27 protein-coding genes and 1 pseudogene are annotated in these 23,832 nt (G+C 66.5%); 17 read left to right on the top strand and 11 right to left on the bottom strand.

Translation table 11 applies throughout. The features are described 5' to 3' along the window. Positions 1-2: 2 nt before the first annotated feature. Together ruvC and ruvA are read left to right on the top strand one after the other, a co-directional pair. On the top strand, positions 3-500 hold the full coding sequence (gene ruvC, locus ACNI3R_RS03500; RefSeq protein ID WP_296624217.1) for a crossover junction endodeoxyribonuclease RuvC: 498 nt from the start codon (positions 3-5) through the stop codon (positions 498-500). Further along, the gene (gene ruvA / locus ACNI3R_RS03495) at positions 497-1,096 is read left to right on the top strand and encodes a Holliday junction branch migration protein RuvA (protein ID WP_426179925.1); all 600 of its coding nucleotides are present in this window, start codon (positions 497-499) and stop codon (positions 1,094-1,096) included. The genes ruvC and ruvA overlap by 4 nt, the downstream gene beginning before the upstream one ends. A 3-nt stretch (positions 1,097-1,099) precedes the next feature. Here the strand turns inward: ruvA and ACNI3R_RS03490 are convergent, their stop codons facing one another. After that, entirely contained in the window at positions 1,100-2,017 is a 918-nt protein-coding gene (locus ACNI3R_RS03490) for a 2-hydroxyacid dehydrogenase (protein WP_426179923.1), read from the bottom strand. Between the two features lie 137 nt (positions 2,018-2,154). Here ACNI3R_RS03490 and ruvB point away from each other — a divergent pair, with 137 nt between their 5' ends. The 7 genes and pseudogenes from ruvB to pal all read left to right on the top strand — a co-directional run bounded on the left by ruvB (position 2,155) and on the right by pal (position 7,806). After that, positions 2,155-3,186: a Holliday junction branch migration DNA helicase RuvB gene (gene ruvB / locus ACNI3R_RS03485; protein ID WP_426179921.1), complete on the top strand. Its 1,032-nt coding sequence runs from the start codon at positions 2,155-2,157 to the stop codon at positions 3,184-3,186. 109 nt (positions 3,187-3,295) lie between these two features. Continuing rightward, positions 3,296-3,742 carry a YbgC/FadM family acyl-CoA thioesterase gene (locus ACNI3R_RS03480; RefSeq protein ID WP_426179919.1) on the top strand — a complete coding sequence of 149 codons (447 nt, stop codon included), beginning with the start codon at positions 3,296-3,298 and terminating at the stop codon, positions 3,740-3,742. 19 nt (positions 3,743-3,761) lie between these two features. After that, complete coding sequence (gene tolQ / locus ACNI3R_RS03475; protein WP_426179917.1) at positions 3,762-4,460, top strand: protein TolQ; 699 nt, start codon at positions 3,762-3,764, stop codon at positions 4,458-4,460. Then, positions 4,460-4,960, top strand: coding sequence for a protein TolR (gene tolR / locus ACNI3R_RS03470; protein WP_426179915.1), 501 nt, complete (start codon positions 4,460-4,462; stop codon positions 4,958-4,960). The genes tolQ and tolR overlap by 1 nt, the downstream gene beginning before the upstream one ends. 2 nt (positions 4,961-4,962) lie before the next feature. Then, positions 4,963-5,820: a hypothetical protein gene (locus ACNI3R_RS03465; protein WP_426179913.1), complete on the top strand. Its 858-nt coding sequence runs from the start codon at positions 4,963-4,965 to the stop codon at positions 5,818-5,820. A 110-nt stretch (positions 5,821-5,930) separates the two neighbouring features. Next, positions 5,931-7,208 (top strand): annotated as a pseudogene (gene tolB / locus ACNI3R_RS03460) (Tol-Pal system beta propeller repeat protein TolB); the annotation flags it as partial. 70 nt (positions 7,209-7,278) lie between these two features. Beyond that, the gene (gene pal / locus ACNI3R_RS03455) at positions 7,279-7,806 is read left to right on the top strand and encodes a peptidoglycan-associated lipoprotein Pal (RefSeq protein WP_426179912.1); all 528 of its coding nucleotides are present in this window, start codon (positions 7,279-7,281) and stop codon (positions 7,804-7,806) included. 108 nt (positions 7,807-7,914) lie between these two features. Here the strand turns inward: pal and pstS are convergent, their stop codons facing one another. From pstS to ACNI3R_RS03440, 3 genes are all read right to left on the bottom strand, one after another. Continuing rightward, complete coding sequence (pstS, locus tag ACNI3R_RS03450; protein WP_426179910.1) at positions 7,915-9,021, bottom strand: phosphate ABC transporter substrate-binding protein PstS; 1,107 nt, start codon at positions 9,019-9,021, stop codon at positions 7,915-7,917. 86 nt (positions 9,022-9,107) lie between these two features. Continuing rightward, complete coding sequence (locus ACNI3R_RS03445; RefSeq protein WP_426179908.1) at positions 9,108-9,557, bottom strand: hypothetical protein; 450 nt, start codon at positions 9,555-9,557, stop codon at positions 9,108-9,110. A gap of 88 nt (positions 9,558-9,645) precedes the next feature. After that, positions 9,646-10,011: a DMT family transporter gene (locus tag ACNI3R_RS03440; RefSeq protein ID WP_426179906.1), complete on the bottom strand. Its 366-nt coding sequence runs from the start codon at positions 10,009-10,011 to the stop codon at positions 9,646-9,648. Between ACNI3R_RS03440 and ACNI3R_RS03435 the strand changes: the two genes are divergently transcribed. After that, a complete protein-coding gene (locus ACNI3R_RS03435) occupies positions 10,010-10,651 on the top strand; it encodes a DUF1345 domain-containing protein (protein ID WP_426179905.1) in 642 nt (213 codons plus the stop codon). The two genes, ACNI3R_RS03440 and ACNI3R_RS03435, sit on opposite strands and share 2 nt — an antisense overlap. Positions 10,652-10,673: 22 nt before the next feature. Here the strand turns inward: ACNI3R_RS03435 and ACNI3R_RS03430 are convergent, their stop codons facing one another. Beyond that, a complete protein-coding gene (locus ACNI3R_RS03430; protein ID WP_426179903.1) occupies positions 10,674-11,447 on the bottom strand; it encodes an SDR family oxidoreductase in 774 nt (257 codons plus the stop codon). 25 nt (positions 11,448-11,472) lie between these two features. Then, entirely contained in the window at positions 11,473-12,315 is an 843-nt protein-coding gene (locus ACNI3R_RS03425) for an SDR family oxidoreductase (RefSeq protein ID WP_426179902.1), read from the bottom strand. A 281-nt stretch (positions 12,316-12,596) separates the two neighbouring features. Between ACNI3R_RS03425 and ACNI3R_RS03420 the strand changes: the two genes are divergently transcribed. Both ACNI3R_RS03420 and ACNI3R_RS03415 read left to right on the top strand, forming a co-directional pair. After that, positions 12,597-13,406, top strand: coding sequence for an SDR family oxidoreductase (locus tag ACNI3R_RS03420; RefSeq protein ID WP_426179900.1), 810 nt, complete (start codon positions 12,597-12,599; stop codon positions 13,404-13,406). Further along, complete coding sequence (locus ACNI3R_RS03415) at positions 13,403-13,891, top strand: VOC family protein (RefSeq protein ID WP_426179898.1); 489 nt, start codon at positions 13,403-13,405, stop codon at positions 13,889-13,891. The genes ACNI3R_RS03420 and ACNI3R_RS03415 overlap by 4 nt, the downstream gene beginning before the upstream one ends. On the opposite strand, the gene ACNI3R_RS03410 is transcribed toward ACNI3R_RS03415, so the two are convergent. Continuing rightward, positions 13,888-14,409, bottom strand: a complete 522-nt coding sequence (locus ACNI3R_RS03410) for a VOC family protein (protein WP_426179896.1) — start codon at positions 14,407-14,409, stop codon at positions 13,888-13,890. The genes ACNI3R_RS03415 and ACNI3R_RS03410 overlap by 4 nt on opposite strands. After that, a complete protein-coding gene (locus tag ACNI3R_RS03405) occupies positions 14,406-15,245 on the bottom strand; it encodes a sugar phosphate isomerase/epimerase family protein (RefSeq protein WP_426179894.1) in 840 nt (279 codons plus the stop codon). The genes ACNI3R_RS03410 and ACNI3R_RS03405 overlap by 4 nt, the downstream gene beginning before the upstream one ends. Before the next feature lie 71 nt (positions 15,246-15,316). On the opposite strand from ACNI3R_RS03405, the gene ACNI3R_RS03400 reads away from it, so the two are divergent. The 4 genes from ACNI3R_RS03400 to ACNI3R_RS03385 are packed head-to-tail and all read left to right on the top strand — an operon-like array spanning position 15,317 to position 18,658. Beyond that, positions 15,317-16,537: an aromatic ring-hydroxylating oxygenase subunit alpha gene (locus ACNI3R_RS03400; protein WP_426179892.1), complete on the top strand. Its 1,221-nt coding sequence runs from the start codon at positions 15,317-15,319 to the stop codon at positions 16,535-16,537. Positions 16,538-16,558: 21 nt separating this feature from the next. Next, positions 16,559-17,719, top strand: coding sequence for an acyl-CoA dehydrogenase family protein (locus tag ACNI3R_RS03395; RefSeq protein WP_165323791.1), 1,161 nt, complete (start codon positions 16,559-16,561; stop codon positions 17,717-17,719). Next, a complete protein-coding gene (locus ACNI3R_RS03390) occupies positions 17,719-18,033 on the top strand; it encodes a Rieske (2Fe-2S) protein (protein ID WP_426179891.1) in 315 nt (104 codons plus the stop codon). The genes ACNI3R_RS03395 and ACNI3R_RS03390 overlap by 1 nt, the downstream gene beginning before the upstream one ends. After that, positions 18,026-18,658 carry an FMN-dependent NADH-azoreductase gene (locus tag ACNI3R_RS03385; RefSeq protein WP_426179890.1) on the top strand — a complete coding sequence of 211 codons (633 nt, stop codon included), beginning with the start codon at positions 18,026-18,028 and terminating at the stop codon, positions 18,656-18,658. The genes ACNI3R_RS03390 and ACNI3R_RS03385 overlap by 8 nt, the downstream gene beginning before the upstream one ends. On the opposite strand, the gene ACNI3R_RS03380 is transcribed toward ACNI3R_RS03385, so the two are convergent. Further along, entirely contained in the window at positions 18,604-19,116 is a 513-nt protein-coding gene (locus tag ACNI3R_RS03380) for a MaoC family dehydratase (RefSeq protein ID WP_426179888.1), read from the bottom strand. The two genes, ACNI3R_RS03385 and ACNI3R_RS03380, sit on opposite strands and share 55 nt — an antisense overlap. 86 nt (positions 19,117-19,202) lie before the next feature. Here ACNI3R_RS03380 and ACNI3R_RS03375 point away from each other — a divergent pair, with 86 nt between their 5' ends. Beyond that, positions 19,203-20,054 carry an acyl-CoA thioesterase gene (locus ACNI3R_RS03375; protein WP_426179887.1) on the top strand — a complete coding sequence of 284 codons (852 nt, stop codon included), beginning with the start codon at positions 19,203-19,205 and terminating at the stop codon, positions 20,052-20,054. Positions 20,055-20,069: 15 nt separating this feature from the next. Here the strand turns inward: ACNI3R_RS03375 and ACNI3R_RS03370 are convergent, their stop codons facing one another. Beyond that, on the bottom strand, positions 20,070-21,644 hold the full coding sequence (locus ACNI3R_RS03370) for a PepSY domain-containing protein (RefSeq protein WP_426179885.1): 1,575 nt from the start codon (positions 21,642-21,644) through the stop codon (positions 20,070-20,072). A gap of 19 nt (positions 21,645-21,663) precedes the next feature. Beyond that, positions 21,664-23,790: a TonB-dependent receptor family protein gene (locus ACNI3R_RS03365; protein ID WP_426179883.1), complete on the bottom strand. Its 2,127-nt coding sequence runs from the start codon at positions 23,788-23,790 to the stop codon at positions 21,664-21,666. Positions 23,791-23,832: the final 42 nt, after the last annotated feature.

Raw genomic sequence — 23,832 nt, 5'->3', positions numbered from 1 at the left:
TAATGATCCTCATCGGTTTCGATCCAGGCCTTGGCACAACCGGCTGGGGCGTCATCGCCGCTGATGGGAACCGGCTGAGTCACGTCGCCAACGGGCAGATCAAGACCGAGCCGTCGATGGAATTGTCACGTCGGCTTTATCTCCTGCACGGCGCACTGTCCGAGATCATCCGAAGTTACCGGCCAGAGGGCGCGGCGGTCGAGGAGGTGCTCGGCAATTCCAATGCGCAGTCGACGCTCAAGCTCGGCCAGGCGCGCGGCGTCGTGCTTCTGGCGGCGGCGCTGGCGGAAGTGAGCGTCGGTGAGTATCACCCGTCGATCGTGAAGAAGGCGGTCGTGGGAACCGGCGGGGCGGAGAAGAGGCAGGTGCAGGCGATGGTGAAGGTGTTGCTGCCGGGGGCGAAGCTGGCCGGTCCGGATGCAGCGGACGCGCTGGCGGTGGCGATAACCCATGCCCATCATCTCGCCAGCGCGCGCGCCATGCGCCGGATCATCCCATGATCGCCCGGCTGCGCGGCACCCTCGCCGAAAGCACCGCCGACCATGCCGTGCTCGACGTCGGCGGAGTCGGCTATCTCGTCTGGTGTTCGGCGCGGACCTTGTCGGCGATCGGCGAGGTCGGCGGCGACGTGCTGCTGTTCACCGAGATGCAGGTGCGCGAGGATGCGATCACTCTCTACGGCTTCGGCTCGGCCGGCGAACGCGATTCCTTTCGCCTGCTGACCAGTGTCCAGGGCGTCGGCGGGCGGGTCGCGCTGTCGATCCTGTCGGTGCTCGATGCGGGCGAATTGTCGCGCGCGGTGGCGACCGGGGACAAGGCGATGGTCGCCCGGGCCAATGGCGTCGGCCCCAAGCTCGCCATGCGAATCGTCAACGAACTCAAGGACAAGATGGGCGTCGTCGGGCTGGCCGCCGGGCTTTCTCCGGCTGCTGTGCCCAAAGGCGGCGTCGCGGAGGATGCGGTCTCGGCGCTCGGCAATCTCGGCTTCAAGCCCGCCGAAGCGAGCCACGCCGTAGGTGCTGCAGTCGAAGAGCTCGGTCCCACGGCTACGCTCGACGCGGTCGTCCGGCTGGCGCTGCGCAAGGCCGCAAAATAATCGCTAGTTGATCGGCGTCGGCAGCGGCTGACCTGCGAAGAAGGCGTCGAGATTGGCGACGACCAGAGCCGCCATTGCGGCGCGCGTCTCTATGGTGCCGCTGCCCTGGTGCGGCAGCAGCACGACATTGTCCATCGCCAGCAGCGCGTCGGGCACATGCGGTTCCTGCGCGAAGACGTCGAGCCCTGCCCCGCCCAGCCGGCCATCGACGAGCGCCGCCACCAGCGCCTCCTCGTCGATCACCGACCCGCGCGCGATATTGACGATCACGCCATCCGGCCCGAGTGCGTCGATCACCCGCCGGTCGATCAGCTTCGCGGTTTCGCCGCCGCCCGGGGTCGCGACGACGAGCACGTCGACCGATGCAGCCAACGCTTCCGGGCTATCGGCGTAGCGATAGAGCACATCGTCGCGCCGATGCCGCGCATGATAGGCGATCTCACCGCCGAACCCCTCCAGCCGCTGCGCAATGGCCAGACCGATCCGGCCGAGCCCGACGATACCGCTGCGGCGTCCGCTGAAGCGACGGGTCAGCGAAGGCTGCCCCTCGACCGGCCAGCGCCCGGCGCGGACATGGGCGTCGTCGCGCGGCAGCTTGCGATGGACCGCGAGGATCAGCGCCACCGCCAGGTCGGCGACATCGTCGGTGAGGACGTCGGGCGTGTTGGTGACGCTTATGCCGCGGCGGCGCGCATGATCGAGGTCGACGCCGTCATAACCCACCGTGCCGAGCGCGATCAGCTTCAGGTCGGGCAGGCTGTCCATCAGCGCCGCATCGACAATCCCGGAGGCGACCATCGCGGTGATTCCCGGCCCCGGCTCGGAGCGCAGTTCGAACCGCTCCTCCAGCGCCGGGCGGAGCGCCGGCAGCGGCAGATGCGGGCGCAGCAGGACGGGCGGTCTGGTGCGGGCAATGGTCAAGTCAGGCTCCGATGAAAGGGGCGTCGGCGGCGGCGTGGTGCCATCGCCGTCCGCTCCTGTCCACGCCCGCAGGCACATTGTCCGACGAGCGAGGTCGACAGCGGGGGCCAAGAACGGTTAGGGAACGACCACCAGTCATGACCGAACCCGATCGCCTCCTTTCTGCCGGCCGACGTCCCGAGGATGTCGACGCAGCGCTGCGTCCCAGGTCGCTCGACGAGTTCGTCGGGCAGCAGGCGGCTCGCGACAATCTGCGGGTGTTCATCGAGGCGGCGCGCAGGCGCGGCGATGCGCTCGACCATGTCCTGTTCTTCGGCCCGCCGGGTCTCGGCAAGACCACGCTCGCGCAGATCATCGCCAAGGAGATGGGGGCGGGCTTCCGCGCGACCTCCGGTCCGGTGATCGCCAAGTCGGGTGATCTCGCCGCGCTGCTGACCAATCTCGAGGATGGCGACGTCCTCTTCATCGACGAGATTCACCGGCTTCAGCCGCAGGTCGAGGAGGTGCTCTATCCGGCGATGGAGGACCGCGCGCTCGACCTGATGATCGGCGAGGGGCCGTCGGCGCGCAGCGTGCGGATCGATCTGCCGCGCTTCACCCTGGTCGGTGCCACCACGCGGCAGGGGCTGATCACCACCCCCTTGCGCGACCGCTTCGGCATTCCGATCCGGCTGCAATTCTATACCGTGGACGAGCTGGAGAAGGTCGTCACCCGCGCTTCGCGCCTGCTCGACCTGCCGATCGCACCCGACGGGGCGGTCGAAATCGCGCGGCGCGCGCGGGGCACGCCGCGCATCGCCGGCCGGCTGCTGCGCCGGGTCCGCGACTTCGCGCATGTGCTGGGGTCCGAGATCGTCGACGCCAAGCTGGCCGACCAGGCGCTCAACCGGCTCGAGGTCGACAGCCTTGGCCTCGACGCGATGGACCGGCGCTATCTCCACATGATCGCCGATATCTATCGGGGCGGGCCGGTCGGGGTGGAGACCCTGGCCGCCGGCCTGTCCGAACCGCGCGACACGATCGAGGACGTGATCGAGCCCTATCTGATCCAGCTGGGCCTGATCGCCCGCACCGCGCGCGGGCGCTGCCTCAACGGGCGCGGCTGGAAGCATCTCGGCATCGCGCCGCCGCCCGAGGCCGGGCAGGACGGTCTGTTCGACGGCGTCTGACGTCCGCTGCGGTCGCGACATCGCCGGATCGACGTTCCTGCAGGGCGAACCGAGCCGCTTTCGGCGAATATCCGTTCATTTCGGGCCGCGATCGCTTAAACAGGCGACAATGCACGACACACCCTATTCCGGACGCTTCGAAGCGGGCGCGCATCATTTCGCGCTGCGCGTCTATTTCGAGGATACCGATGCGGGCGGCGTCGTTTATCATGCGAGCTATTTGCGGTTCATGGAGCGGGCGCGCAGCGACATGATGCGGCTGGCCGGAATCGACCAGCGTGGCGCGATGGAGCGTGGCGAGGGCAATTATGTCGTCGTCGAACTGGGCCTGCGCTATCGCGCGCCGGGCCGGCTCGACGACGAGCTGCTGGTGATCAGCCGCATGGGGACTATCCGGGGTGCCTCATGCATCGTTCATCAGAGAGTCATGCGCGGACCCGAAACATTGGTGCAAGCCGATGTCTCGGTTGCCCTGATCGGCTCGGACGGCCGTCCGAAGCGTCAGCCCCGCCACTGGATCGAGACATTCGAGCGCCTCAAAGCGGCGAGAGATTGAAAAGGGACGGATTGAATTGATGATGCAGGAAATGGCGGTCTCCGCATCGGCTTCGGCGCTATCGCCCATCGCTCTCTTCCTCCAGGCCGACATCGTCGTGAAGGCGGTGATGATCGGCCTGCTCGCAGCCAGCATCTGGACCTGGACGATCATCCTGTCCGGCAGCCTGTCGCTGGGCCGCGCGCTCAAGGCGAGCAAGGGCTTCGAGGCGGATTTCTGGAAGTCCGAGGATATCGACAAATTCTATGAAGGGCCCGGTCGGCAGGACATCCCCGCCGCCAAGGTCTTTTCGGCCGGCGTCGCCGAATGGCGCCGCTCGGTCCGCTCGGGCCAGGCGATCGACCGCGAGGGCACCCGCGCGCGGCTGGCCAATGCACTCGGCGCGGCGGCCGGTAACGAGATCGATCGGCTGTCGGATCGGCTGAACATCCTCGCCACCGTCGGTTCGGTCGCGCCCTTCGTCGGGCTGTTCGGCACAGTCTGGGGGATCATGCGCAGCTTCACCGACATCGCGGCGTCGCAGAACACCTCGCTCGGCGTCGTCGCGCCCGGCATCGCCGAGGCACTGTTCGCGACCGCGCTGGGCCTGTTCGCCGCGATCCCGGCGGTCATCGCCTATAACCGGCTTCTCCATACGGTGTCCAAGATCGAGGGCCAGCTCCACCGCTTCGGCGATGCGATCCACATGACCCTCAGCCGGGAACTGGAGCGCCTCTGATGGGCATGGGCGGTCCCGTTTCCGGACGCGGCGGCCGGCGCGCGCCGATGGCGGAGATCAACGTCACGCCGCTCGTCGACGTGATGCTGGTGCTGCTGATCATCTTCATGGTGACCGCGCCGCTGCTGCTCGCGGGCGTGCCCGTCGACCTGCCCGAAAGCTCGGCCGGCGCGCTCGATCAGGACAAGAAGCCGATCCAGCTGTCGATCGACAAGGACGGCCGCGTCTATCTCGACGATCGAGAGATCCAGATCGCGGCGATGGAAGCCCAGTTCGCCGAAATCGCCGCCAAATCGGGCAAGGGCAAGGACAGCCCGCAAATCTTCCTGCGGGCCGACCGCGCGCTCGATTATGGCCGCGTGATGGCCGTGATGGGCGCGCTCAACCATGCGGGCCTCAACCGCGTCGCGCTGGTTACGCTGGGCGAGGGCGAGGCGGCCGGTCCGCAGGCGGGCGGTCGCGTCGACGGGGACGAAGTTCCCGAGCCGGCGGTGCCCTGAGAATGAAGCGGTCCGAGGGTGCAGGGCTGGGGCTGTCGATCGCGGGCCATGTCGGCCTGCTCGCGCTGCTGTCGCTGAACCTGATGAGCGTGCGGCAGATGCCCAAGCTCAGCGAGCCGATGGACGTGATGCTGGTCGACAAGGCCGGGCTCGTCTCGGCTGCGCCCGAAATCTCGAAGGAGCCGCCGCAGGCCGCGCAGGCGCCCGAGCTGGGCCCGGTCGAGGAGACACCGCCCGAGCCGACGCCGGCGCCCGCCAAGCCCGAGCCCGCTCCGCCGACGCCGCCCAAGCCCGCGCCGACCCCGAAGCCTGCCCTCAAGCCGGCTCCCCCCAAGCCCGCGCCTGCGCCCACGCCGAAGCCGGCCGAGAAGACGCCCCCGACCCCGGCGAAAGCCGCGCCCGCGCCAGCAGCGAAGGCAACGCCCGCCCCCGCGAAGCCCAAGCCGAAGGCCACCTCGCTCGGTACCGACTTCCTCAAGGGCATCCCGGTCGAGAAGTCGGCCGGCAAGGGCGCCGCGCCGCGCGCTGCCGCGATCAGCCCGATCGCGATGAACGGCCTCGTCGCCCTGATCGCGAGCCAGGTGAAGCCCTGCTACACCATCCCGGCCGGCGGCGCCGACACCGCCAGCATCGTCACCCGCGTGCGGCTGCGCTTCAAGCCGGACGGCTCGATCGCGGTCGCGCCCGAGGTGATCGGCAATCTCGGTGTGACGCCCACCAACCAGCCCTATGTGCGGCAGATGAACGAAGCCGCCACCCGGGCGTTGCAGCGTTGCGCCCCGTACAAGCTTCCGCCCGACCTGTACGAGGGTGGCTGGGAAGATGTGAACTTCACCTTCCGCCCGGCGCAGATGAACTGATGGGCCGGTTTTTTGACTATTGCCCCCGCTTTGGGCAGCATGCCCCGAGCGGGGCGAAGGAGACGAGAATGCGCTTTGGCCTTGCCCTGTCCCTGTTGAGCTTGACGCTGGCGGCGTCGCCCGCTGCCGCACAGCTCGAGGTCGACATCACCGGCGGCATCGCGCAGCCCATGCCGATTGCGGTGCCCGGCATGCCGACCCCGGCGGTCGCGAACACCCCTGCCGGCGACACCGCAGCCCTCGGCCAGCGCGTCGCCGAGGTGGTCACCGCCGATCTCAAGAATAGCGGCCTGTTCAGCCCGCTGCCGAAGAGCGCGATGCAGACCGTTACCCACCCGCAGGTAACCGCGCCCGATTATATGTTCTGGACCCAAAGCGGCGCGCAGGCGCTGGTCCAGGGCTTCGTTCAGGCCAATGGCGACGGGACGCTAACGGTCGGCTGTTACCTCTATGACGTTCTGGCGCGCAGCGAACTGACGCGGCAGGGCTTCGTCGTGCAGCCGGGCCAGTGGCGCCGTGCCGCACACAAATGCGCCGATCAGGTCTATACCCGCCTGACCGGCGAAGGCCCCTATTTCGACAGCCGCGTCGTCTATGTCTCGGAGACAGGACCCAAGACCAACCGCATCAAGCGTCTGGCGATCATGGACCAAGATGGCGCCAACCACCGCTTCCTGACCAACGGGCAGTCGATCGTTCTGACGCCGCGCTTCGCGCCGAACCAGCAGACGATCACCTATATGTCCTACACCAACAATCGCGCCCGCGTTTACGTGTACGACATCGGCTCGGGCTCGCAGCGGCTGGTCGTCGATCAGCCGAACATGACCTTTTCGCCACGCTTCTCGCCCGATGGCCGCTATATCGTCTTCTCGATGGCGGTCGGCGGCAACACCGACATCTATCGCGTGGCCAGCACCGGCGGCACGCCACAGCGGCTGACGACTTCGCCCGGCATCGACACCGGCGCCAGCTATTCGCCTGATGGGTCGAAGATCGTGTTCGAAAGCGATCGTTCGGGCACCCAGCAGCTCTATGTGATGAACGCCGACGGCTCGAGCCAGAACCGGATCAGCTTCGGTTCGGGCCGCTATGGCAGCGCCGCATGGAGCCCGCGTGGCGACCTGATCGCCTTCACGCGGATCGGCGGGGGCTTCAATGTCGGTGTCATGAACATCGATGGTTCGGGCGAGAAGATCCTGACCAATGGCTGGCAGGACGAAGGCCCGAGCTGGTCGCCCAACGGCCGCGTGATCATGTTCTTCCGTACCGCGCAGGGGTCGGGCAAGGCCGATCTCTGGTCGGTCGACCTGACCGGCGTCAACGAACGCCCAATCCCGACCCCGCTCGACGGGTCGGACCCGGCCTGGGGGCCGTTGCTGCCATGAGGGGATTTCTGGGAGAAACCGGGAATGAAAATCGTTATTCAACCGTAACCAGCTGAGGAAGGAGATTTAGATGGCGCGTATGACCCTTAAGATCGCGCTCGTGTCCGCGCTGGCACTGAGCGTCGCTGCCTGTTCGAAGAAGAAGCCCGAGGAACTGCCGCCGCCGCCGCCGCAGACCGCCCCGGCCCCGATGCCGGAGGCCCCGCCGCCGCCGCCGCCGCAGACCGGCCCGGTCCCGGGATCGCGCGCCGATTTTCTGGCGCAGGCCGGCACCGATACCGTGTTCTTCGACACCGATTCCTATGATGTCGATGCCGAGGATCAGGCGACGCTGAGCCGCCAGGCCCAGTGGCTGGCCAAATATCCGAACGTTTCGGTGACGATAGAAGGCCATTGCGACGAGCGTGGCACGCGCGAGTACAACCTCGCCCTTGGCGAGCGTCGTGCCAATGCCGCGAAGAATTATCTGGTGAGCGTCGGCGTTCCGGCGTCGCGCATCTCGGTCATCAGCTATGGCAAGGAACGCCCGCTGGCGACCGGTTCGGACGAGGCTGCCTGGGCGCAGAACCGCCGCGCGGTCACCGTCGTTCCGAACTGATTGGGCCGAAGGGACGGCAGGCCGGGGCGCTCCGCTCCGGCCCGCAGCAAAAGAAAGGGGCCGTCGGCACAGTGCCGGCGGCCCCTTTTCGGTTTCGGGAGAGCCGGCTCAGGGAGCCGGCGTGTAGAGCGGCTTGCCGTTCGGCCCGGTGATCGCCTCCGCCCACTGCTTGCGGACGAGCGCCTTCACCTCGGCGGGCAGCGGGACATAGTCGAGCGCAACTGCTTCGGCGTCGCCCTTGCCCATCGCCCAGTCGAAGAAGCCGAGCGCGGCCTTCGCCTTGGCGACATTTTCCTGCTTTGTGTGGAGCAGGATGAAGGTGGCGCCGGTGATCGGCCAGCTCTTCTCGCCCGGCTGGTCGAGCAGCAGCAGATAATTGCCGGGGGCTGCGGCCCAGTCGGCACCGGCGGCTGCGGCGGCGAAGCTCTCGGCCGAGGGGGCGACGAAGCCGCCCGCTTTGTTCTGCAGCAGGACGTGGCTCATCTGATTCTGCTTGGCATAGGCATATTCGACATAGCCGATCGAGCCCTTGGTCTGGCGCACGAAGGCGGAGACGCCGTCATTGCCCTTGCCGCCGATGCCGGTCGGCCAGGATACGGCGTCGCTGGCACCGACCTTCGATCCCCAGGCGGGGCTCTTCGCGGTCAGATAGCTGGTGAAGAGAAAAGAGGTCCCCGATCCGTCCGAACGGTGGACGACGGTGATCGGCAGCGCGGGCAGCTTAACGCCGGGGTTGAGCGCGGCGATGCGCGGGTCGGTCCACTTGGCGACTTCGCCCAGGAAGATCGCGCCGAGCAGTTCGCCCGACAGGCGCACCTGGCCGGGGGTGATGCCGGGGATGTTCACGACGGGTACGACGCCGCCCATCACGGTCGGGAACTGGTACAGGCCGGCGGCAGCCAGTTCGTCCGCCTTGAGCGGCTTGTCCGACGCGCCGAAATCGACGGTGTTGGCCTTGATCTGCTTGATCCCGCCGCCCGAGCCGATCGCCTGATAGTTCAGGCCCACACCGGTCTGTGCCTTGTAGCTTTCGGCCCATTTTGCATAGAGCGGCGCGGGGAAGGTCGCGCCTGCGCCGGACAGGGCACCGGCCGCTGCGGCCGAGCCGCCGCCTGCGGCATCGTCCTTCTTCGCCTGCTGCCCGCAACTGGCGATCAGCAGCGCCATCGCCGCGACGAGCGTCGCGCGCATGGGGTTGAGGAAGCTGGTCTTCATCGGGATTGCTCTCCTTCTATATCGGGCGACAGCATAAGCGGTCGCGTCGGGCGCTTCTATGACAGAGATGCTTGGCCGGTGTCGGGTCAGTCGAGGCTGGTCAGGTGATCGCGCAGCGCGCGGGCGTCATGCAGCGCATTGTGCGGTACTGCGCTGTTGCGTGCTGTCGAAAAGCCCGGCGTGCGCTGGAATTCGAAGCGCATGTGACGGATGTCGACGATCTCGGTCTCGCCCACCAGCAACAAGCGGCAAAAGAGCGCGATATCCTCGGGCCAGTCGGCAATGATGACCGGATCGGGGTCGCCTGCGAGGAAGGCTGCGACATCATGCGCGGCCGCGACACGGTCGAGCCGGTTGTACAGCGTGCGGGGGACCGATTCGAGATAAGGAACGACATGCTTCTCGACCCAGGGGTGGTAAGGCGCGTCGGTCGGGATCACGACATAATAGTCCTGGTCGCCATATTCGGGGACGAGAGCCAGGCTCAGCAGGTCGCCGCCGAAGCCGTTGAACTCGGTATCGAGATAATAACGCATGACACTCCTGACGCACGGACGAGTGATCGCCGTTCCGGTCCCGCATGCCAGCCCGGCGCGCCGGCTGGCAAGAGGCTGACGGCTTTGCTCAGTGGGCGACGAATTTGAGTCCGGCGATGCAGGCGACGATCGTCAGCAGCAGCAGGATGCGAACGCTGGTCGCGGGTTCGCCGAACCATATCATCCCGACGAGCACGGTGCCGATCGCCCCGATGCCGGTCCACACCGCATAGGCCGTGCCCATCGGAATCGACCGGCTCGACAGTTCGAGCAGGCCCATCGACAGCGTGACCGAGACGAGGAAAGCGATCGTCCAGGGGATGTTGCGGAAGCCGTCGACGAAGCGGAGGCAGGTGGTGAAGCCGACTTCGAAGCAGCCGCCGACGATGAGCAATATCCAGGCCATGGGAGGGCCATAGCCGCGCGGTCCCGGCGGCGCTAGAAGATCGTCCATGTCGCTTCGCCTCGCGCTCGGTCATCATGTCGCTCCGCCGCGCTTCCTCGCCTTTCTGCTTCTGTCGGCAACGGTCTTCTGGCTGGCGTTCGACCGGCTGGGCTGGTCGCGGGCGGCGCTGGTCGGCTTCGATGCGGGAGCAGCGCTGTTCCTGCTGTCGGTTATTCCGCTGCTCGCCAAGGATCCGCCCGCGATGCGCGACGCCGCCGAGCGCAACGACGCCAATCGGGTGATGCTGCTGGCGGTCACCGGCACCGTCTGCACGACGATATTGGTGGCGGTCGGCTTCGAACTCGGCCGCAAGGGCGATCTTCATGCCAGCGGCACCGCGCTGGTGATCGTCACGCTGCTGCTCGCCTGGCTGTTCAGCAACATGATCTATGCGCTGCATTATGCGCATCTCTATTACAGTCAGGCCGATGGCGGCGACGCGCGTGGGCTGGACTTCCCCGGCAACGACGATCCCGATTATTGGGACTTCGTCTATTTCGCCTTCACGCTGGGGATGACCTTCCAGACATCCGATGTCGAATTGAGCGGGCGGCATATGCGGCGGGTGGCGGTCAGCCACTGCTTCGCCGCCTTCATCTTCAACATCGGCGTGCTGGCCTTCACGATCAACATTCTCGGTAGTGCCTGAACGCCGCCGGGCGCAGGACAGATCAGAAGGGGCGGATGGTCACGCCATTGTCCACGACCAGTTCGGCCCCGTTGACGAAGCGCGATTCATCCGAGGCGAGGAACAGCACCATCGCGGCGACGTCTTCGGGCGCCCCCTTTGCGCCGGGAGGCAGAACGCCGGTGGCGACGGCCTGTACCTGGCCGATCCGGCCCTCGGCCTCCTGCACCATCGGCGTTTCGATCGCGCCGGGATGGACCGAGTTGCAGCGGATCTTGTAGCCCTTTTCCTGGCACATCACCGCGATCGACTTGGTCATCGACCGCACCGCGCCCTTGGCGGCGGAATAGGCGAAGAAGATCGGATAGCCGAGCAACGCACCGGTCGACGACATGTTGATGATCGAGCCGCCGTCATTGCGGTTCATCAGCGGGATCGCATATTTGCAGCCGAGGAATACGCCCTCGTTCATCACCGCGTTGACGAAGCGGAACTGCTCGAGCGTCGTGCCTTCGACATCGGCCGACAGCACCACGCCCGCATTGTTGACGAGGATATCGAGCCGGCCAAAGCTGTCCTCGATCGCCTTGATCGTGGCGATCCACTGCTCCTCGGACGCGACGTCGAGCACCATCGCCACGGCGCCGTTGCCGATCGCATCGGCCACCTTCTGCGCGGGTTCGAGCTTCACGTCGGTGACGACGACGGTCGCGCCCTCGCGCGCCAGTGCCTCGCAATCGGCCTTGCCCAGACCCGATCCACCGCCGGTGACCAGTGCCACCTTGCCGGCCACTCGGCCGCCACGATCCTGTCCCATCAACCTCTCCATTGTCGGCGGACCTTCAGGCCGCGCCATTTTCCGCGAAATAGTCGGGCATGCCGCCCGGCCACACGACGCCCCACTGCGCCTGGCCGCCGTCGATGATCATCAGGTCGCCGTTGATGAAGCGGCCGGCCGGCGAGGCGAGATAGGCAATCGCCTCGGCCACGTCCCAGGCATTGCCGCGGACCTTCATCGGATTGGCCTTGTGGAAGCGGACGAGCGCTTCCTCCGGATAGACGCCGAAGCCTTCGGTCTCGATCACGCCAGGGCCGATGCAGTTCACGCGGACCTTGAACGGCGCCCATTCGGTCGCGAGAGTCTTGGACAGATAGATGACCCCGGCACGCGCGGCGCAGGTGTGCGCCGCCTGCGGCATCCCGCGCTCGACATTGGCGACGATGTTGATGACGTGGCCGGGCGTGTCGCTGTCGCGCCAGCGCTTGGCCGCCTCCTGCATCATCCACCAGGTGCCGTTGAGATTGGTGTCGATCACGGCCAGCCAGCCCTTGCGGCTGAAGTCGATCGCATTCTGCGGAAACTGGCCGCCGGCATTGTTGACCAGCGTGTCGAGGCCGCCGAACCGTTCATAGACGTCGGCGATCAGCGCCTCGCAGGCCTCGGGATCGCGGATCGTCATCGACGCGGTCATGATCTCGCGGCCAGTGGCCTCCTTGATCTCGCGCTGGACGGTTTCGAGCTTCTCCGGACTACGGCCGCAGATCGCGACATCGGCGCCCAGGCGCGTGGCGAGAAAGGCGGTCGCCTTGCCCATGCCGCTGCCGCCGCCGGTGATCAATATGCGGTGACCGGCGAGCAGATCGGATCGGAACACCGTCTCCTGCGTCGCGAGCTGTTCCGTCACCAGGCCGCGCTTCGGGCGGGATGGGTCGTTGGGATCCGGGCGTACATGGCCGTTCGTCGCGGCCTCTGGGCGATTGGCATCCATCGATTTTTCAGGCTCCTCCAAGCAAGGCTTATCATCGCCGGGAAATAAAACAATCACAAATGTCTTTTTTACGGGGCCAGGCCTTTTCCCGCAGAATGCCGCAGCAAAGCGAGGTTTCCTGGCCGTCGGGCACAACCCATCGGCTATTGAAAAAGGCAGTCATGCCTGTTTTTAATGCTAGGGAGAGGAGAGCGGAAATGGCGAATCTGGACGGTAAGGTCGCGGTCGTGATGGGGGCGGCCGGGCGAGGCAATATGGCACAGTCCATCGCCCGCAGGCTGGCGGCCGATGGTGCGCGACTCGTGCTCGCCGGGCGCGATCCCGAGCCGCTCGCCGAACTGGCGGAGGAACTGGACGGGCTTGCCGTGGGGCAGTGCGACCTGACCAGCGAGGCCGATCTCGCCCGGCTGGGTCAGGCTGCGGTCGAGCGGTTCGGCGGGGTCGACATCGCGGTCAACGCGACCGGCTGGGGTCTGCTCAAGCCCTTCCTCGACACGACCAAGGAAGAGATCGAGCGCATGACCGCGCTCCAGTTCACCGGGGCGATCCTCTTCTACCAGGCGATGCTGCGCGTGATGCGCGACGGCGGGTCGCTGGTGCAGATCAGTTCGGCGACCGCGACGATCATGCTCGAGGACCACGCCGCCTATATGGGCACCAAGGCCGGCGCCGACCATGTCATCCGCTGCATCGCCAACGAATTCGGTCACCGCGGCATCCGCGCCAATTCGGTGGCCCCCGGTTTCACCGTCACGCCGATGACGGCCAAGGCGGGCCGTAACCCCGCGATCATCGAGACCTTCGCCAAGGAATATCCGCTGGGCCGCGTGGGCACGAGCGACGACATCGCCGAGGCGGTGGCCTGGGTCGTCTCCGATGCCTGCTTCATGACCGGGCAGATGCTGCAGGTGAATGGAGGCGTCACCCTGCGGCGCAATCCGCGCAACGCCGAGATCGTCGAGGCAGTGATGACGGCGCGCGCTGCTGCCGCGGCTGCCAGGTCATGATCCGGGGCGTCCACCATCTGGCGGTGTCGACGCCCGACATCGACCGTTTCGTCGATCATTATGAGCGCTGGTTCGGCTTCGAACGCTGCGGCGGTGGCGGCTGGGAGGTCGGCAACGAACGTGTCGACCGGATGGTCGGGCTGAAGGACAGCGCGGCGCGCTACCAGATGATCCGCCTCGGCAACCTCTATGTCGAGGTGTTCCAATATGCCTCACCGCAAGGCGAGGCGGTGCGGCCCCGCATGTGCGACCATGGCATCATCCACCTGTGCCTCTATTGCGACGACGTCTTCGCCGAATATGAACGGCTGTTGGCGCTCGGCATGGAGTTCACCGGCCCGCCCGGCGGATCGGCGGCGACGCGCGCGACCTATGGCCGCGACTGCGACGGCAATGTCGTCGAACTGCTGCAGATCGTTGATGATGGGTGCAGCTTTGGGTTCGAGCGGGCGGTCGCCCACCCGCGAGCGCAGACTGGGAGTTAAAGTTCGCGGATCAGCGTCGCAGGATCGCGGTCCCAGCGCTCGGCGGCCTTGCGCACGGCGCCGAAGAAGGCGCGGATCGCGGGCTTGTCTTCGACGATCTCGATCATGTGGCCGAGTGTCGCGGACGTATCGACATAGGCATAGCGCATCGGCCCGAACAGGCCATCGGCCGCGACTTCGAAGCCCTGGTCGACATAATGGGCGAGGTCGGCGTCGTAATCCCCGGCGATGAAGGCGACATGGTGGAAGCCGGTCCGTCCGGCGGCCACCGTATCGCGATAGGCCGAGCGGCTGTCGTCGAGTTGTTCGACCAGTTCGACTTGCACGTCGCCATGTTGCGCGACGGCGGTCGAGAAACGCGTGGTCGACGGTGCGCCGCGATAGCGCGGCTGGTCGAGCTTCAGGTCGCGATTGACGAGAAAGGGGCCGATGCCGGTGGTCGCATGCCAGCGCTGCGCGGCTTCGATCAGGTCGGGCACGACCCAGGCATATTGAATGATCGTCGGCTGAAAACTCATCGGGCTGCATCCTTCCGGTCGAGCGAGGCCAGGATCGAGCGCGTCGCATCCACCGCGCGGCGGGCCCGTTCGAGGCCATCTACCCCTGCCTTGCGCGCTGCCTTCTGCGGAACTTCCACGTCGATCACCGTGCCCGGTCGCAGCAGCGGCAGCGCCTCCAGCAACGGAAAGGCGCCCGTCCCCGGGATGCCGCGTTCGAAGATCGCCTCGTGCCAACGATCCTCATCGGCGATCGACAGCGGACCGTCACAGATCTGGAAATAGCCGATCAGCGCGCTCGCCTCGGCTACGTCGGCGACCCGTCCTTCGCTCCTCACCAGATGGAGCGCGTCGCACACCATGGCGAGATTGTCGCGCTCGACCCGCCGGATGATCGAGGCTGCGTGCGCTACCGACCGCACCGCCGAAAAGGCGTTGGGCTCGAGCCCGGGGACGATCCCGAACGGCGACGCTCGGTCGCAGAAGTCGCGCAGCCAGTGGACGGCCTCATCATCGTCCAGTCCGTGGACGTGCACCGTAGCCTTGGTCGCGCCCAGCGCCTGTCCCACCGCCAGCGCTTCTTCGAACGCCGGATAGTCGGGCTGGCCGTCGATCGGAAAGAATTCGATGTTGCAGAGAGACACGCCGGCCCGGTCGAGTGCCTCGCGCACCACGGGGATGTCAGCCCGGCCGACGCTCGGGAACATCTGCCGGCCCTCTTCGGGCACATGGGTGAACAGGCAGACATGGTCGCAGCGCAGCGTGCCCGCGATCTCGATGAGCTCCAGCGGTGTCGCGTCGAGCACCGTCAGATGGTGCAGCGAGAGCGAGGCATCGACCAACAAAAAATCATTCATGATTGTTTTTATGCGCAGCTGTGTTAGGGCGAGTCAATCGAGAGATCACAAGGACCGGCGGGACAGGATCGATGGACGGTATCAGTCGCGGCAGTGCGGTGGAAGATTACGCACGGATGGACTTCGAACGGGGCCGCAAGGCCGCCCCCGAGGGCTTTCCCAGCCTGCCGGACATCCCCGGCAAGCGCTATGTCGATCCCGAGTTTCTTGCGCTCGAGAAGGACTCGATGTGGAAAAAGGCCTGGCTCTATGCCGGCCATGTCGACCAGGCGCCCAATCCGGGCAGCTGGTTCCTGACCCGAAACACCGGCTCACCGATCATCATCGTCCGCGATCTGGGCGGCGAGATTCGGGCCTTCTACAATACCTGCCAGCATCGCGGCGCGCCGCTGGTCACCGAGGATGCTGGCGAATCGCGCGGCTTCGTCTGCGGCTATCATGGCTGGAGCTACACGCTCGACGGCAAGCTGACCGCCGTGCGCGACCGGCGCGACTTCGTCGATCTCGACTTTTCCTGTCGCTCCCTGGTCCCCGTCCGCTGCGAGCGGCTCGGCAGCCTGATCTTCGTCAACGAGGATCCCGAGGCGCAGCCTTTGCTCGATCATATCGGCCCGATGGCGAAGGAGCTCGACCAGTTCCAGCTCGACAATCTGCGCCTCGTCGACAGCCGCAGCTACGACGTCGGCTGCAATGTGAAGGTGCTGCTCGACGCATTTCTCGAAGTCTATCACATCAAGTCGATCCACCAGAAAACGGTCGACCGCTTTCTTGACCATCGCGGCATGATCGTGACGCTCTGGCCGAACGGGCATAGCCGGATGGTGACGCCCAATGCGCGTCCCGACTGGAAGGATCCGGGCACGATCGGCATGCCGAAGATCCCGACGGTGACCGACCTGCCGGCGAACAACAACGTCAGCTATCACATCTATCCCAATTTCGTGATGCCGCCGTCCGACAGCGGCATCCCGATCCTGCAATTCTGGCCGACCGGCCCCAAGACCTCGCGCGTCGTGTCGAGCTGGATCGGCCCGGATCACGATCCCGCCAACCCCCATCCGATGTGGGAAACGCGGATCGATAACTGGACGCGGATTCTCTATGAGGATCTCCAATATGCCCCGCAGATCCAGGAATCGCTGGAGAGTGACGGCTTCCGGGGCATGCCGCTCAACTATCAGGAGCGGCGCATCTATCATTGGCATGAGGAACTCGACCGTCGCATCGGTCTGAACCGCGTGCCGGCCGATGCGCGGGTCGAGCAGGTGCTGCACGACTGGGTCACGCGCTGAACTTTTCTGGGAGGGGTTATCATGGATTTCAGGCTCACGCCCGAGCAGGAGGAACTGCGCGAGGCCGCCAGGACCTTCGCGCGCGCCGAACTGCCGGCCATCGCTGCGGAATGCGAGCGCGACAACAAGCCGCCGAGCCATGAGCTCGTGCATCGCTTCGCCGAGATGGGCTTTCTCGGCATCAACGTGCCGGCCGAACTGGGCGGTCTCGGTCTCGGCAATCTCGAGGCGCTGATCGTTCTCGAGGAGTTCGCCAAGATTTCCTCGGCGGTCGCCTTCCCGATCTTCGAATCCTCGGTCGGCCCGGTGCGGGCGATCGAGCATTTCGCCTCGGACAGCCTGAAGCAGCGCATCGTCCCCGCCGTCTGCAAGGGCGAGATGGTCGTCGCGATCGGCATGTCCGAGCCGGATGCCGGCTCGGCGCTGACCGACCTTAAGACCAAGGGTGTGGTCAAGGGCGACAAGCTCGTCCTCAACGGCACCAAGCGCTGGTGCTCGGGCGGCGGCCATGCCGATGCCTATCTGGTCTATTGTCGCCTGTCCGACGATCCGGGGCCCAAGGCGATCGGCGCGGTGCTGGTCGAGAAGGACACGCCCGGCTTCACCTTCGGACCGAACGAGCAGCTGATGGGCTTCCGCGGCGTGCCCTCGGCCGACCTCAATTTCGACGATGTGGAAATCCCGCTCGACAACATCGTCGTGCCGGCCGGCGGCTTCAAGAAGCTGATGGAGACCTTCGACCTCGAACGCTGCGGCAATGCCACCATGGCGCTCGGTCAGGCATCGGGCGCGCTCGAGGACGTGACCGCCTATGTCCAGGAACGCCGCCAGTTCGGCAAGCCGATCGTCGAGTTCCAGGCGGTCCAGCTGAAGCTCGCCGAAATGCACATGAAGGTCGACGCGGCCCGGCTGCTGATCTGGCGCGCAGCGGCGAATGCCGAGGATGGCCTGCCGTCGATCCTCGACAGCTCGACCGCCAAATGCTTCGCCAATTCGATCGCACGCGAAGTGGCCGGCGACGCCGTCCAGCTGATGGGCGCCTATGGCTATTCCAAGGATTTCCCGATGGAACGCCGGCTGCGCGACAGCTGGGGCTGGGGCATCGCCGGTGGTGCGATCGACATCCAGAAGGTCAACATCGCCTCCGCGCTGCTCGGCCGGCGCTTCGACCAGAGGCGCTGATGGCGCTCCAGCGCGTCGCCGCCCTGGCGGAGGTCCCGGAAGGGGGCAACAAGGCGTTCGACGCCTGCGGCACATCGGTACTGCTCTGCCGCACCGCCGCCGGGGTGTTCGCGGTGGAGAATATGTGCAGCCACGCGCTTGCCCATCTCGAGGGCGGCAAGGTGAAGGGGCCGCACATCTTCTGCCCGCTTCACGGGGTGCGCTTCGACATGCGCACCGGCGAGCCGAACGGCACGCTGACGCGCAAGCCGATCACCGTCTTCCCGGTCAGTATCGAGGGCGACGACGTTCTGGTGGAGATGCCCGATGCCTAAGCTGTTGCACCTCGACGCCAGCCCTCGCGGGCCCCGCTCGCGCTCGAACATGGTCGCCGAGCGGCTGCTGGCGCAGCGTCCGGACATCGAGGTCGAGTATCTCAACCTGTTCGAGGCCGAGCTTCCGGCCTTCGACGGCGCGACGATCGAAGGGCGCTATGCGCTGATCGCGGGTGAGGCGGTCGATCCGTCGGTCGAGGCGCAATGGGGTGCGATCGGCCGGCTGATCGAGCATTTCCTGTCCTTCGACGGCTGGGTGATGACGGTGCCGATGTGGAATTTCGGCATTCCCTATCCGCTCAAGCACTATGTCGATCTTGTCACCCAGCCGGGCATGAGCTTCCGCGTGGTCGACGGGCAGGGCGAGGGGCTGGCGGCGGGCCGCAAGGCGGTGCTCATCACCTCGGGCGCGCTGGACATTCGCCCCGGCGGGCCGATGGCGGCGCTCGACCATCAGCACGCTTTCCTGACCGGCTGGCTGGGCTTCATCGGCGTCACCGATATCGAAACGATCCACGTCAAGCCGACCTTCGGTCCGCCGGAAGCTGTGGAGCCGGTCATGGCGACGGCCTATGCCGAGGCCGATGCGCTCGCCTCGCGGCTGTTCCGGCCGGACCGCGTATAGACCAGATTGATGCTGGTGAAGCTGACCGCCTCCTCGCCGCGCTGGTTGATCACGGCATAGCGGGTGATGGCGGTCCCCCGGTCCTCGCGCGAGGTCGACGGGCGCAGTTCGACGATCTCCGAAGTGACGTGGATCGTGTCGCCCGCGCGCACGGCTTTCTTCAGCCGGAACTCGTCCCAGCCGATGCCGCAGACGAAATCGATGTCCGAATTGATCTCGTGGTCCATCTGACGCCACAGCGCCAGGACGTGGATGCCCGATGCGATCACCTCGCCGAACACCGACTGGGTGGCGAGATCGGCGTCGCTGTGAAACCATTGCGGGTCCCATTGGCGGGCGAAGTCCAGCATCTCCTCGCGGGTCACGGTGCGCGGCGCCGACACGCGCCGTTCACCCACCGCAAGATCCTCGAAGCAGCGCGTCGGGCGCACGGGGGTGAAGGCGGCGGGTTCGGACATCGGGGCTCTCCTGTTCGTTTTTCTCTTTCCCCCGGACGGCGGCTTTTGCCAAGGCTGTCCGCCGGACATAAGCGGGGCTGGATCGCGTGAGACACAGATTTTCGGAGCTGTTCGACTTCGGCGAAGGGTCCGACGGCGCCTTGCGCGCGCCGGCGTCGGGCGGCCCGCTGTTCCGGCTCTATGGCGGCCAGGTCCTCGCTCAGGCGCTGGCGGCGGCGCAGTCGACGGTGTCGGTCGAAAAGCTCGCTCATAGCTGCCACGCCTATTTCGTCCGCGCCGGGCGGACCGACCAGCCGATCGATTTCACGGTCTTGCGCGACGCCGATGGGCGCAGCTTCTCGGCGCGACGGATCGAGGCGCGGCAGGAGGGCATACTGATCCTGACCATGTCCGCATCCTTTCATGTGGCGGAGGAGGGGGCAACGCACGGCGCCATCATGCCCGACGTGCCCGATCCTGAATCGATCGTTCCGCAGGATGAGGTCATTGCCGCCGCGCTGCCGTACATGCCGCCGCACCGCATCGTCTTCTGGGATCGGGACATCGGCATCGACTATCGCGCGGTCGAGCCCTTCGTGACGATCGATCCGCCCCGCGCGCGCGCGCGCCGCTCCTTCTGGTTCCGCCTGCGCGATCCGATGGGCGACGATCCGGCCGAGCATCAGCGGATGCTGGCCTTCGCCTCCGACCTCTACATCATGCATACGGGGTTGTTGCCGCTCGGCATCAGCTGGTCGGCGCACGACCTGCAGGATGCCAGCCTCGACCATGCCATCTGGTTCCATCAGCGCTTTCGCGCCGACGACTGGCTGCTCTACGCTATGGACAGCCCCTATGCCGGCGGTGCGCGGACACTGGGGCGGGGCACCATCTTCGACCGGGCAGGGCGCGTCGTCGCCTCGGTCGCGCAGGAGGGGCTCATCCGGATTGCCGGCTGAGCCCCCTTCCCGTCCTCAGCGCCGGGCGCGGCGCAGGCGCAGATAAAGCTGTAGCCCGATCACGCCCATGAAGATCAGCAGCGCGATCATGAACCCACCGACAACGGCATTCATTCCGATCTTGCCCAGCGGGAACAGGAAGTTCCACTTGTGGATGAAGCTGAACACATAGCGCTCGGGCAGCTGCCAATGCTCGACCCGGTCGGCCAGCGCCCCGGTCGCAGTGTCGACGAACAGGGTCGCATTGACCGGCGCGGCATAGTCGACCCGCCAGACGGGCAGGCGCTTGTTGCGGAAATCATAGTCGGGGCCGAAGCGGGTGATGAGCCGCATGTCGCTAATCTTGTCCTCGCTTACGCCAGCATAGCGGGTGGCCAGCATCCGGGCGAGCTCGCGATCGCCCTGTGGCGCGGCCGCGCCGGTCTGCGCATCGATGTAGAGCGCCGGGCCGGTCGGCTGGACGCCCTCGAAGCGCGCGGCCCGGATTTCGATCGCGGTCTTCGGCATGGCATGGCCCATATGATCGCCATGGCCGGCATGATCGCCTTTGGCGGCAGGTGCTGCGCCATGGTCATGCTCGCCCTTCGGCATCGCCTCGTCGCGTGCCAGGCCCAGGCGATAGAGCGGACGCCCGCCCGCACCCTCGACCAGCGACAGCGAGTCGACCTTCAGGCCCCGGGTCAGCTCGGACCATTGCGCGCCAATCGGGAAGCGTCCCTGGCTCAGGTCGATGGGCGCCGCCATCCGCATCTGCCCGGCGGGCGGGGCGATCGCCCCCTGCACCAGATGATAGATGCCGCTCAGCGAGAACATGATCAGCGGCAGGGCGAGAACATATCCTGCGACGCGGTGCCAGCCCTTCGCCCCCGGCAGCCGCTTCTTGCGCCGGACCGTCACGAGCATGGCGATACCGGTCAGCGCGAGCGCGGCCAGGCTGCCGACCATCGCGCCCGCGACGACGACCTTCAGCCACGTCATCGACGGCGGAACCCATTCCCAGCTGTGCAGCGCGCGGAATATCGTCTGCAGCCAGCCCTTGGTGCGGTTGTTGACAGCGGCGAGGCTGCTCGTCTCGGTGTGGACATAAGCGGTGAGCCGGTCGTCGCCGGCGAAGCGGATCTTCCACACCGGCAGCAGCCGGTTGACCCAGCCATAGTCGGCGTCGAACCCGGTCTGGAGCGTGATCGAGCTGATCGGCCGCTCCTCCTTCAGAAAGTAGCGCGCCAGATATTCGGCCTGGCGGGCATCCTGCCCCGGCAATTCGGCGCCCGACGCCGGATCGAAGTAACGGCGCTCGGCACGCGGATCGGTGGTCACCTGAAGCAGGCTCCGGCCGTCATAGGGCACCGTGCGGACCGCGACGGCCTGGCTCAGGCCGGCCCGACCGAGCATGTCGGCCACCGGTGGCGCCCCCTGAAGGTCCAGCGGCGCGCGCGGCGGCATGAACTGCGCCTGTTGCGGGCCGAACAGCACCATGGCGATGTGCGTCAGCCCGGACAGTCCCCACAGGAGGAGGCTGATCCCGCCAACCAGTGCCAGCCACTGATGCTTGCTGAAGGACCAGCGCGCGATCTTCGTCTTGCTTGCCATGATGCTGTTCCCTTCGCTGTCAGAGGCCGATGCTCAGGCCGGCATAGAGTGCGCGGCCCTGGCCGGGCGTGTAGATGGCCAGCCTTTCCCTCGACTGATTGCCTGCGGTCGCGACGTTCGAGATGTGGCGCACGTCGAACAGATTCTCGACCGATCCGAACAGCTTCAGCCGCTCGGTCAGGTTGACGCCTGCCGTCAGCCCGACCAGCTCATAGCCGGGCGCGCGTTCGGTATTCGCATAGTCCGACCAGGGCCCGTCGAGGATCCAGCGGAGGTTGGCCGAGACGTAGAAGCGCTCTTTCTGATCGAAGCGAACTTCCGAAATCACGACGTGGCGCGGAACGCCCGGCAGCCGGTTGTTCCCATAGGCGGCGTCGCCCCGGAAGCGGAAATCGTTGAAGGTATAGGCCGTGCTCAGCCGCAATGTCTGTCCCCGGGATTCGAGCAGGTCCCGCGCGACGAACAGGTCGACGCCCAGCTCGATGCCCTGGTGCAGCGTCCGCTTCGCATTGCCGGTAACCGAGGACGCGCCATTGTTGATCGCGACGTCGACAAACTCATTTTCGACGTCAGCGCGATAGATGGCGATGTCCCAGGCGATGACACCCTTCTGTCCACGGGTGCCGATTTCGAAGGTCGTCGCACGCTGCGGATCGAGCGGCGCAAAGGGAGCGGTCCCGCCCGAGGTCACGTCGGCCAGGCTCGGCGGTTCGAAGCTGCGGCTGACATTGCCGTAAAGCTGGGCGCTGCCGCCGAGATCGGCGATGAGGCCGATGCGGGGGTTGAACTGTTCGTAGCTGCGGCGGCCGCTGACGGTGGCGAGCTTGCCGTCGACATCGCGCGTCGCCCGGGCATATTGCCCGCCCAGCACCGCATCGAGCATCGGGGCCAGCGCCAGCTGCGCCTCGCCATAGACAATGACCATCGAGGAATCCTGGTCCGATCGCGTCCGAAGCGCGCCGCGCTTGCCCGATAGGTTCGCATAGGTCTTCGCGTCGTTGGTTGCGTAGGCGTAGCTGCCGCCGAGCGTCCAACTGCTCTCGCCGCCGAGGAAGGCGAAAGTGCCGGTCAGGCGCGTGGACACGCCCACTTCGTCTTCATTCTGCGCGATGATGCCCGCGAAACGCGTGATCGCATGGTCGAGGATGCGCTTCGCATACCAGCCGCCCAGTTCGAGCTTGGCGAGGTCAAGGTCGATCGCAGTGAGATTGGAGACGCGATAGACGTCGAGATTGCGATCCCAGTCGTCCGCGACCGGCCCCGGATCGAGGACGGTGACCGGACCGCCGGGGAAGAACGGGCCGATCTGCACCGGCCGTCCGGCTGCCTTCGGATTGGCCAGCGCGTCGGCAAGCCGGAGAGATCCGGCCAGCTCGAAATTGTCACTGAGCGCGGTCACGAAGAAGCGGGTTTCGACGCTGTCGCTGACCCGCCAGCCGATATTGCCATGGCCGTAGACGCTGCGCACATCGCTATGCTCGCGATAGCCGTTGGTGCGCAGGCCCGTGATCCCGCCATAATAGTCGACGTCGCCCGACACGCCCGACAGCGACATGTTGGCGCGCAGCGTCGAGAAACTGCCGCCCTCGACCTTGGCCGTGAAGGGGGCTCGCGCGGTGCGTCCGGTCGGGCTGACGACATTGACCGCGCCGCCCAGTGACGCCGCGCCATAGCGCAGACCATTGGCGCCTTTGAACACCTCCAGATAGCGGATGGTCAACGGATCGACCTCCTGGAACTCGGTGCTGCCGCTCGCCCGGCTGATCGGCACGCCGTCGCGCAGCACGGTCAGGCCGCGCCGTTCGAAGCCGGAGTTCAGGCCCGAACCGCGGATCGAGATGCGGCTCTCGCGCTGCGCGCTCGTGTCGGCGAAGACGCCGGGTGTCAGTGCGAGCGTATCGCCGATGCTCTGGGCGAAGTCGTCGGCAAAGACGTCGTCCTCGACGAAACCGATGGCTCCCGGAATGCGCTCGAGCGTCTTGCGCGCCTGCTCGGCGGAGGGGGCAGTTGGCGTACCCGGCTTGGTGCCGGTGACGATGATGGCGTCCTGCCGCTGCCCGATGCCCTGGGCGGCGAGCGGAAAGGAGACTGTGGCACAGAGGGTTCCGCCCAGAAGGGCGGCGCAGGTCCTTGCGTGAATGCGCATCTTGATGTCCTGAACTGAGAGCGTTGGGCCGGCAAAGCGCCG

The sequence above is a fragment of the Rhizorhabdus antheiae genome (genome assembly GCF_049889055.1).
Taxonomy (GTDB): Bacteria; Pseudomonadota; Alphaproteobacteria; order Sphingomonadales; family Sphingomonadaceae; genus Rhizorhabdus.
Note: the sequence above shows the minus strand (reverse complement) of the source record. Positions and strands in the feature narration are given on the sequence as shown.

Excerpts from the sequence above, each read along its gene's own strand:
- ACNI3R_RS03370 (WP_426179885.1), bottom strand. The coding sequence starts at position 21,644 with ATGGCAAGCAAGACGAAGATCGCGCGCTGGTCCTTCAGCAAGCATCAG.
- ACNI3R_RS03365 (WP_426179883.1), bottom strand. The coding sequence starts at position 23,790 with ATGCGCATTCACGCAAGGACCTGCGCCGCCCTTCTGGGCGGAACCCTC.
- pstS (WP_426179910.1), bottom strand. The coding sequence starts at position 9,021 with ATGAAGACCAGCTTCCTCAACCCCATGCGCGCGACGCTCGTCGCGGCG.
- ACNI3R_RS03395 (WP_165323791.1), top strand. The coding sequence starts at position 16,559 with ATGGATTTCAGGCTCACGCCCGAGCAGGAGGAACTGCGCGAGGCCGCC.
- ruvC (WP_296624217.1), top strand. The coding sequence starts at position 3 with ATGATCCTCATCGGTTTCGATCCAGGCCTTGGCACAACCGGCTGGGGC.
- ACNI3R_RS03380 (WP_426179888.1), bottom strand. The coding sequence starts at position 19,116 with ATGTCCGAACCCGCCGCCTTCACCCCCGTGCGCCCGACGCGCTGCTTC.
- ACNI3R_RS03415 (WP_426179898.1), top strand. The coding sequence starts at position 13,403 with ATGATCCGGGGCGTCCACCATCTGGCGGTGTCGACGCCCGACATCGAC.
- ACNI3R_RS03480 (WP_426179919.1), top strand. The coding sequence starts at position 3,296 with ATGCACGACACACCCTATTCCGGACGCTTCGAAGCGGGCGCGCATCAT.
- ACNI3R_RS03445 (WP_426179908.1), bottom strand. The coding sequence starts at position 9,557 with ATGCGTTATTATCTCGATACCGAGTTCAACGGCTTCGGCGGCGACCTG.
- ACNI3R_RS03435 (WP_426179905.1), top strand. The coding sequence starts at position 10,010 with ATGTCGCTTCGCCTCGCGCTCGGTCATCATGTCGCTCCGCCGCGCTTC.
- ruvA (WP_426179925.1), top strand. The coding sequence starts at position 497 with ATGATCGCCCGGCTGCGCGGCACCCTCGCCGAAAGCACCGCCGACCAT.
- ACNI3R_RS03385 (WP_426179890.1), top strand. The coding sequence starts at position 18,026 with ATGCCTAAGCTGTTGCACCTCGACGCCAGCCCTCGCGGGCCCCGCTCG.
- pal (WP_426179912.1), top strand. The coding sequence starts at position 7,279 with ATGGCGCGTATGACCCTTAAGATCGCGCTCGTGTCCGCGCTGGCACTG.
- ACNI3R_RS03420 (WP_426179900.1), top strand. The coding sequence starts at position 12,597 with ATGGCGAATCTGGACGGTAAGGTCGCGGTCGTGATGGGGGCGGCCGGG.
- ACNI3R_RS03400 (WP_426179892.1), top strand. The coding sequence starts at position 15,317 with ATGGACGGTATCAGTCGCGGCAGTGCGGTGGAAGATTACGCACGGATG.
- ACNI3R_RS03465 (WP_426179913.1), top strand. The coding sequence starts at position 4,963 with ATGAAGCGGTCCGAGGGTGCAGGGCTGGGGCTGTCGATCGCGGGCCAT.
- tolQ (WP_426179917.1), top strand. The coding sequence starts at position 3,762 with ATGATGCAGGAAATGGCGGTCTCCGCATCGGCTTCGGCGCTATCGCCC.
- ACNI3R_RS03410 (WP_426179896.1), bottom strand. The coding sequence starts at position 14,409 with ATGAGTTTTCAGCCGACGATCATTCAATATGCCTGGGTCGTGCCCGAC.
- ACNI3R_RS03430 (WP_426179903.1), bottom strand. The coding sequence starts at position 11,447 with ATGGGACAGGATCGTGGCGGCCGAGTGGCCGGCAAGGTGGCACTGGTC.
- ACNI3R_RS03440 (WP_426179906.1), bottom strand. The coding sequence starts at position 10,011 with ATGGACGATCTTCTAGCGCCGCCGGGACCGCGCGGCTATGGCCCTCCC.
- tolR (WP_426179915.1), top strand. The coding sequence starts at position 4,460 with ATGGGCATGGGCGGTCCCGTTTCCGGACGCGGCGGCCGGCGCGCGCCG.
- ACNI3R_RS03390 (WP_426179891.1), top strand. The coding sequence starts at position 17,719 with ATGGCGCTCCAGCGCGTCGCCGCCCTGGCGGAGGTCCCGGAAGGGGGC.
- ruvB (WP_426179921.1), top strand. The coding sequence starts at position 2,155 with ATGACCGAACCCGATCGCCTCCTTTCTGCCGGCCGACGTCCCGAGGAT.
- ACNI3R_RS03405 (WP_426179894.1), bottom strand. The coding sequence starts at position 15,245 with ATGAATGATTTTTTGTTGGTCGATGCCTCGCTCTCGCTGCACCATCTG.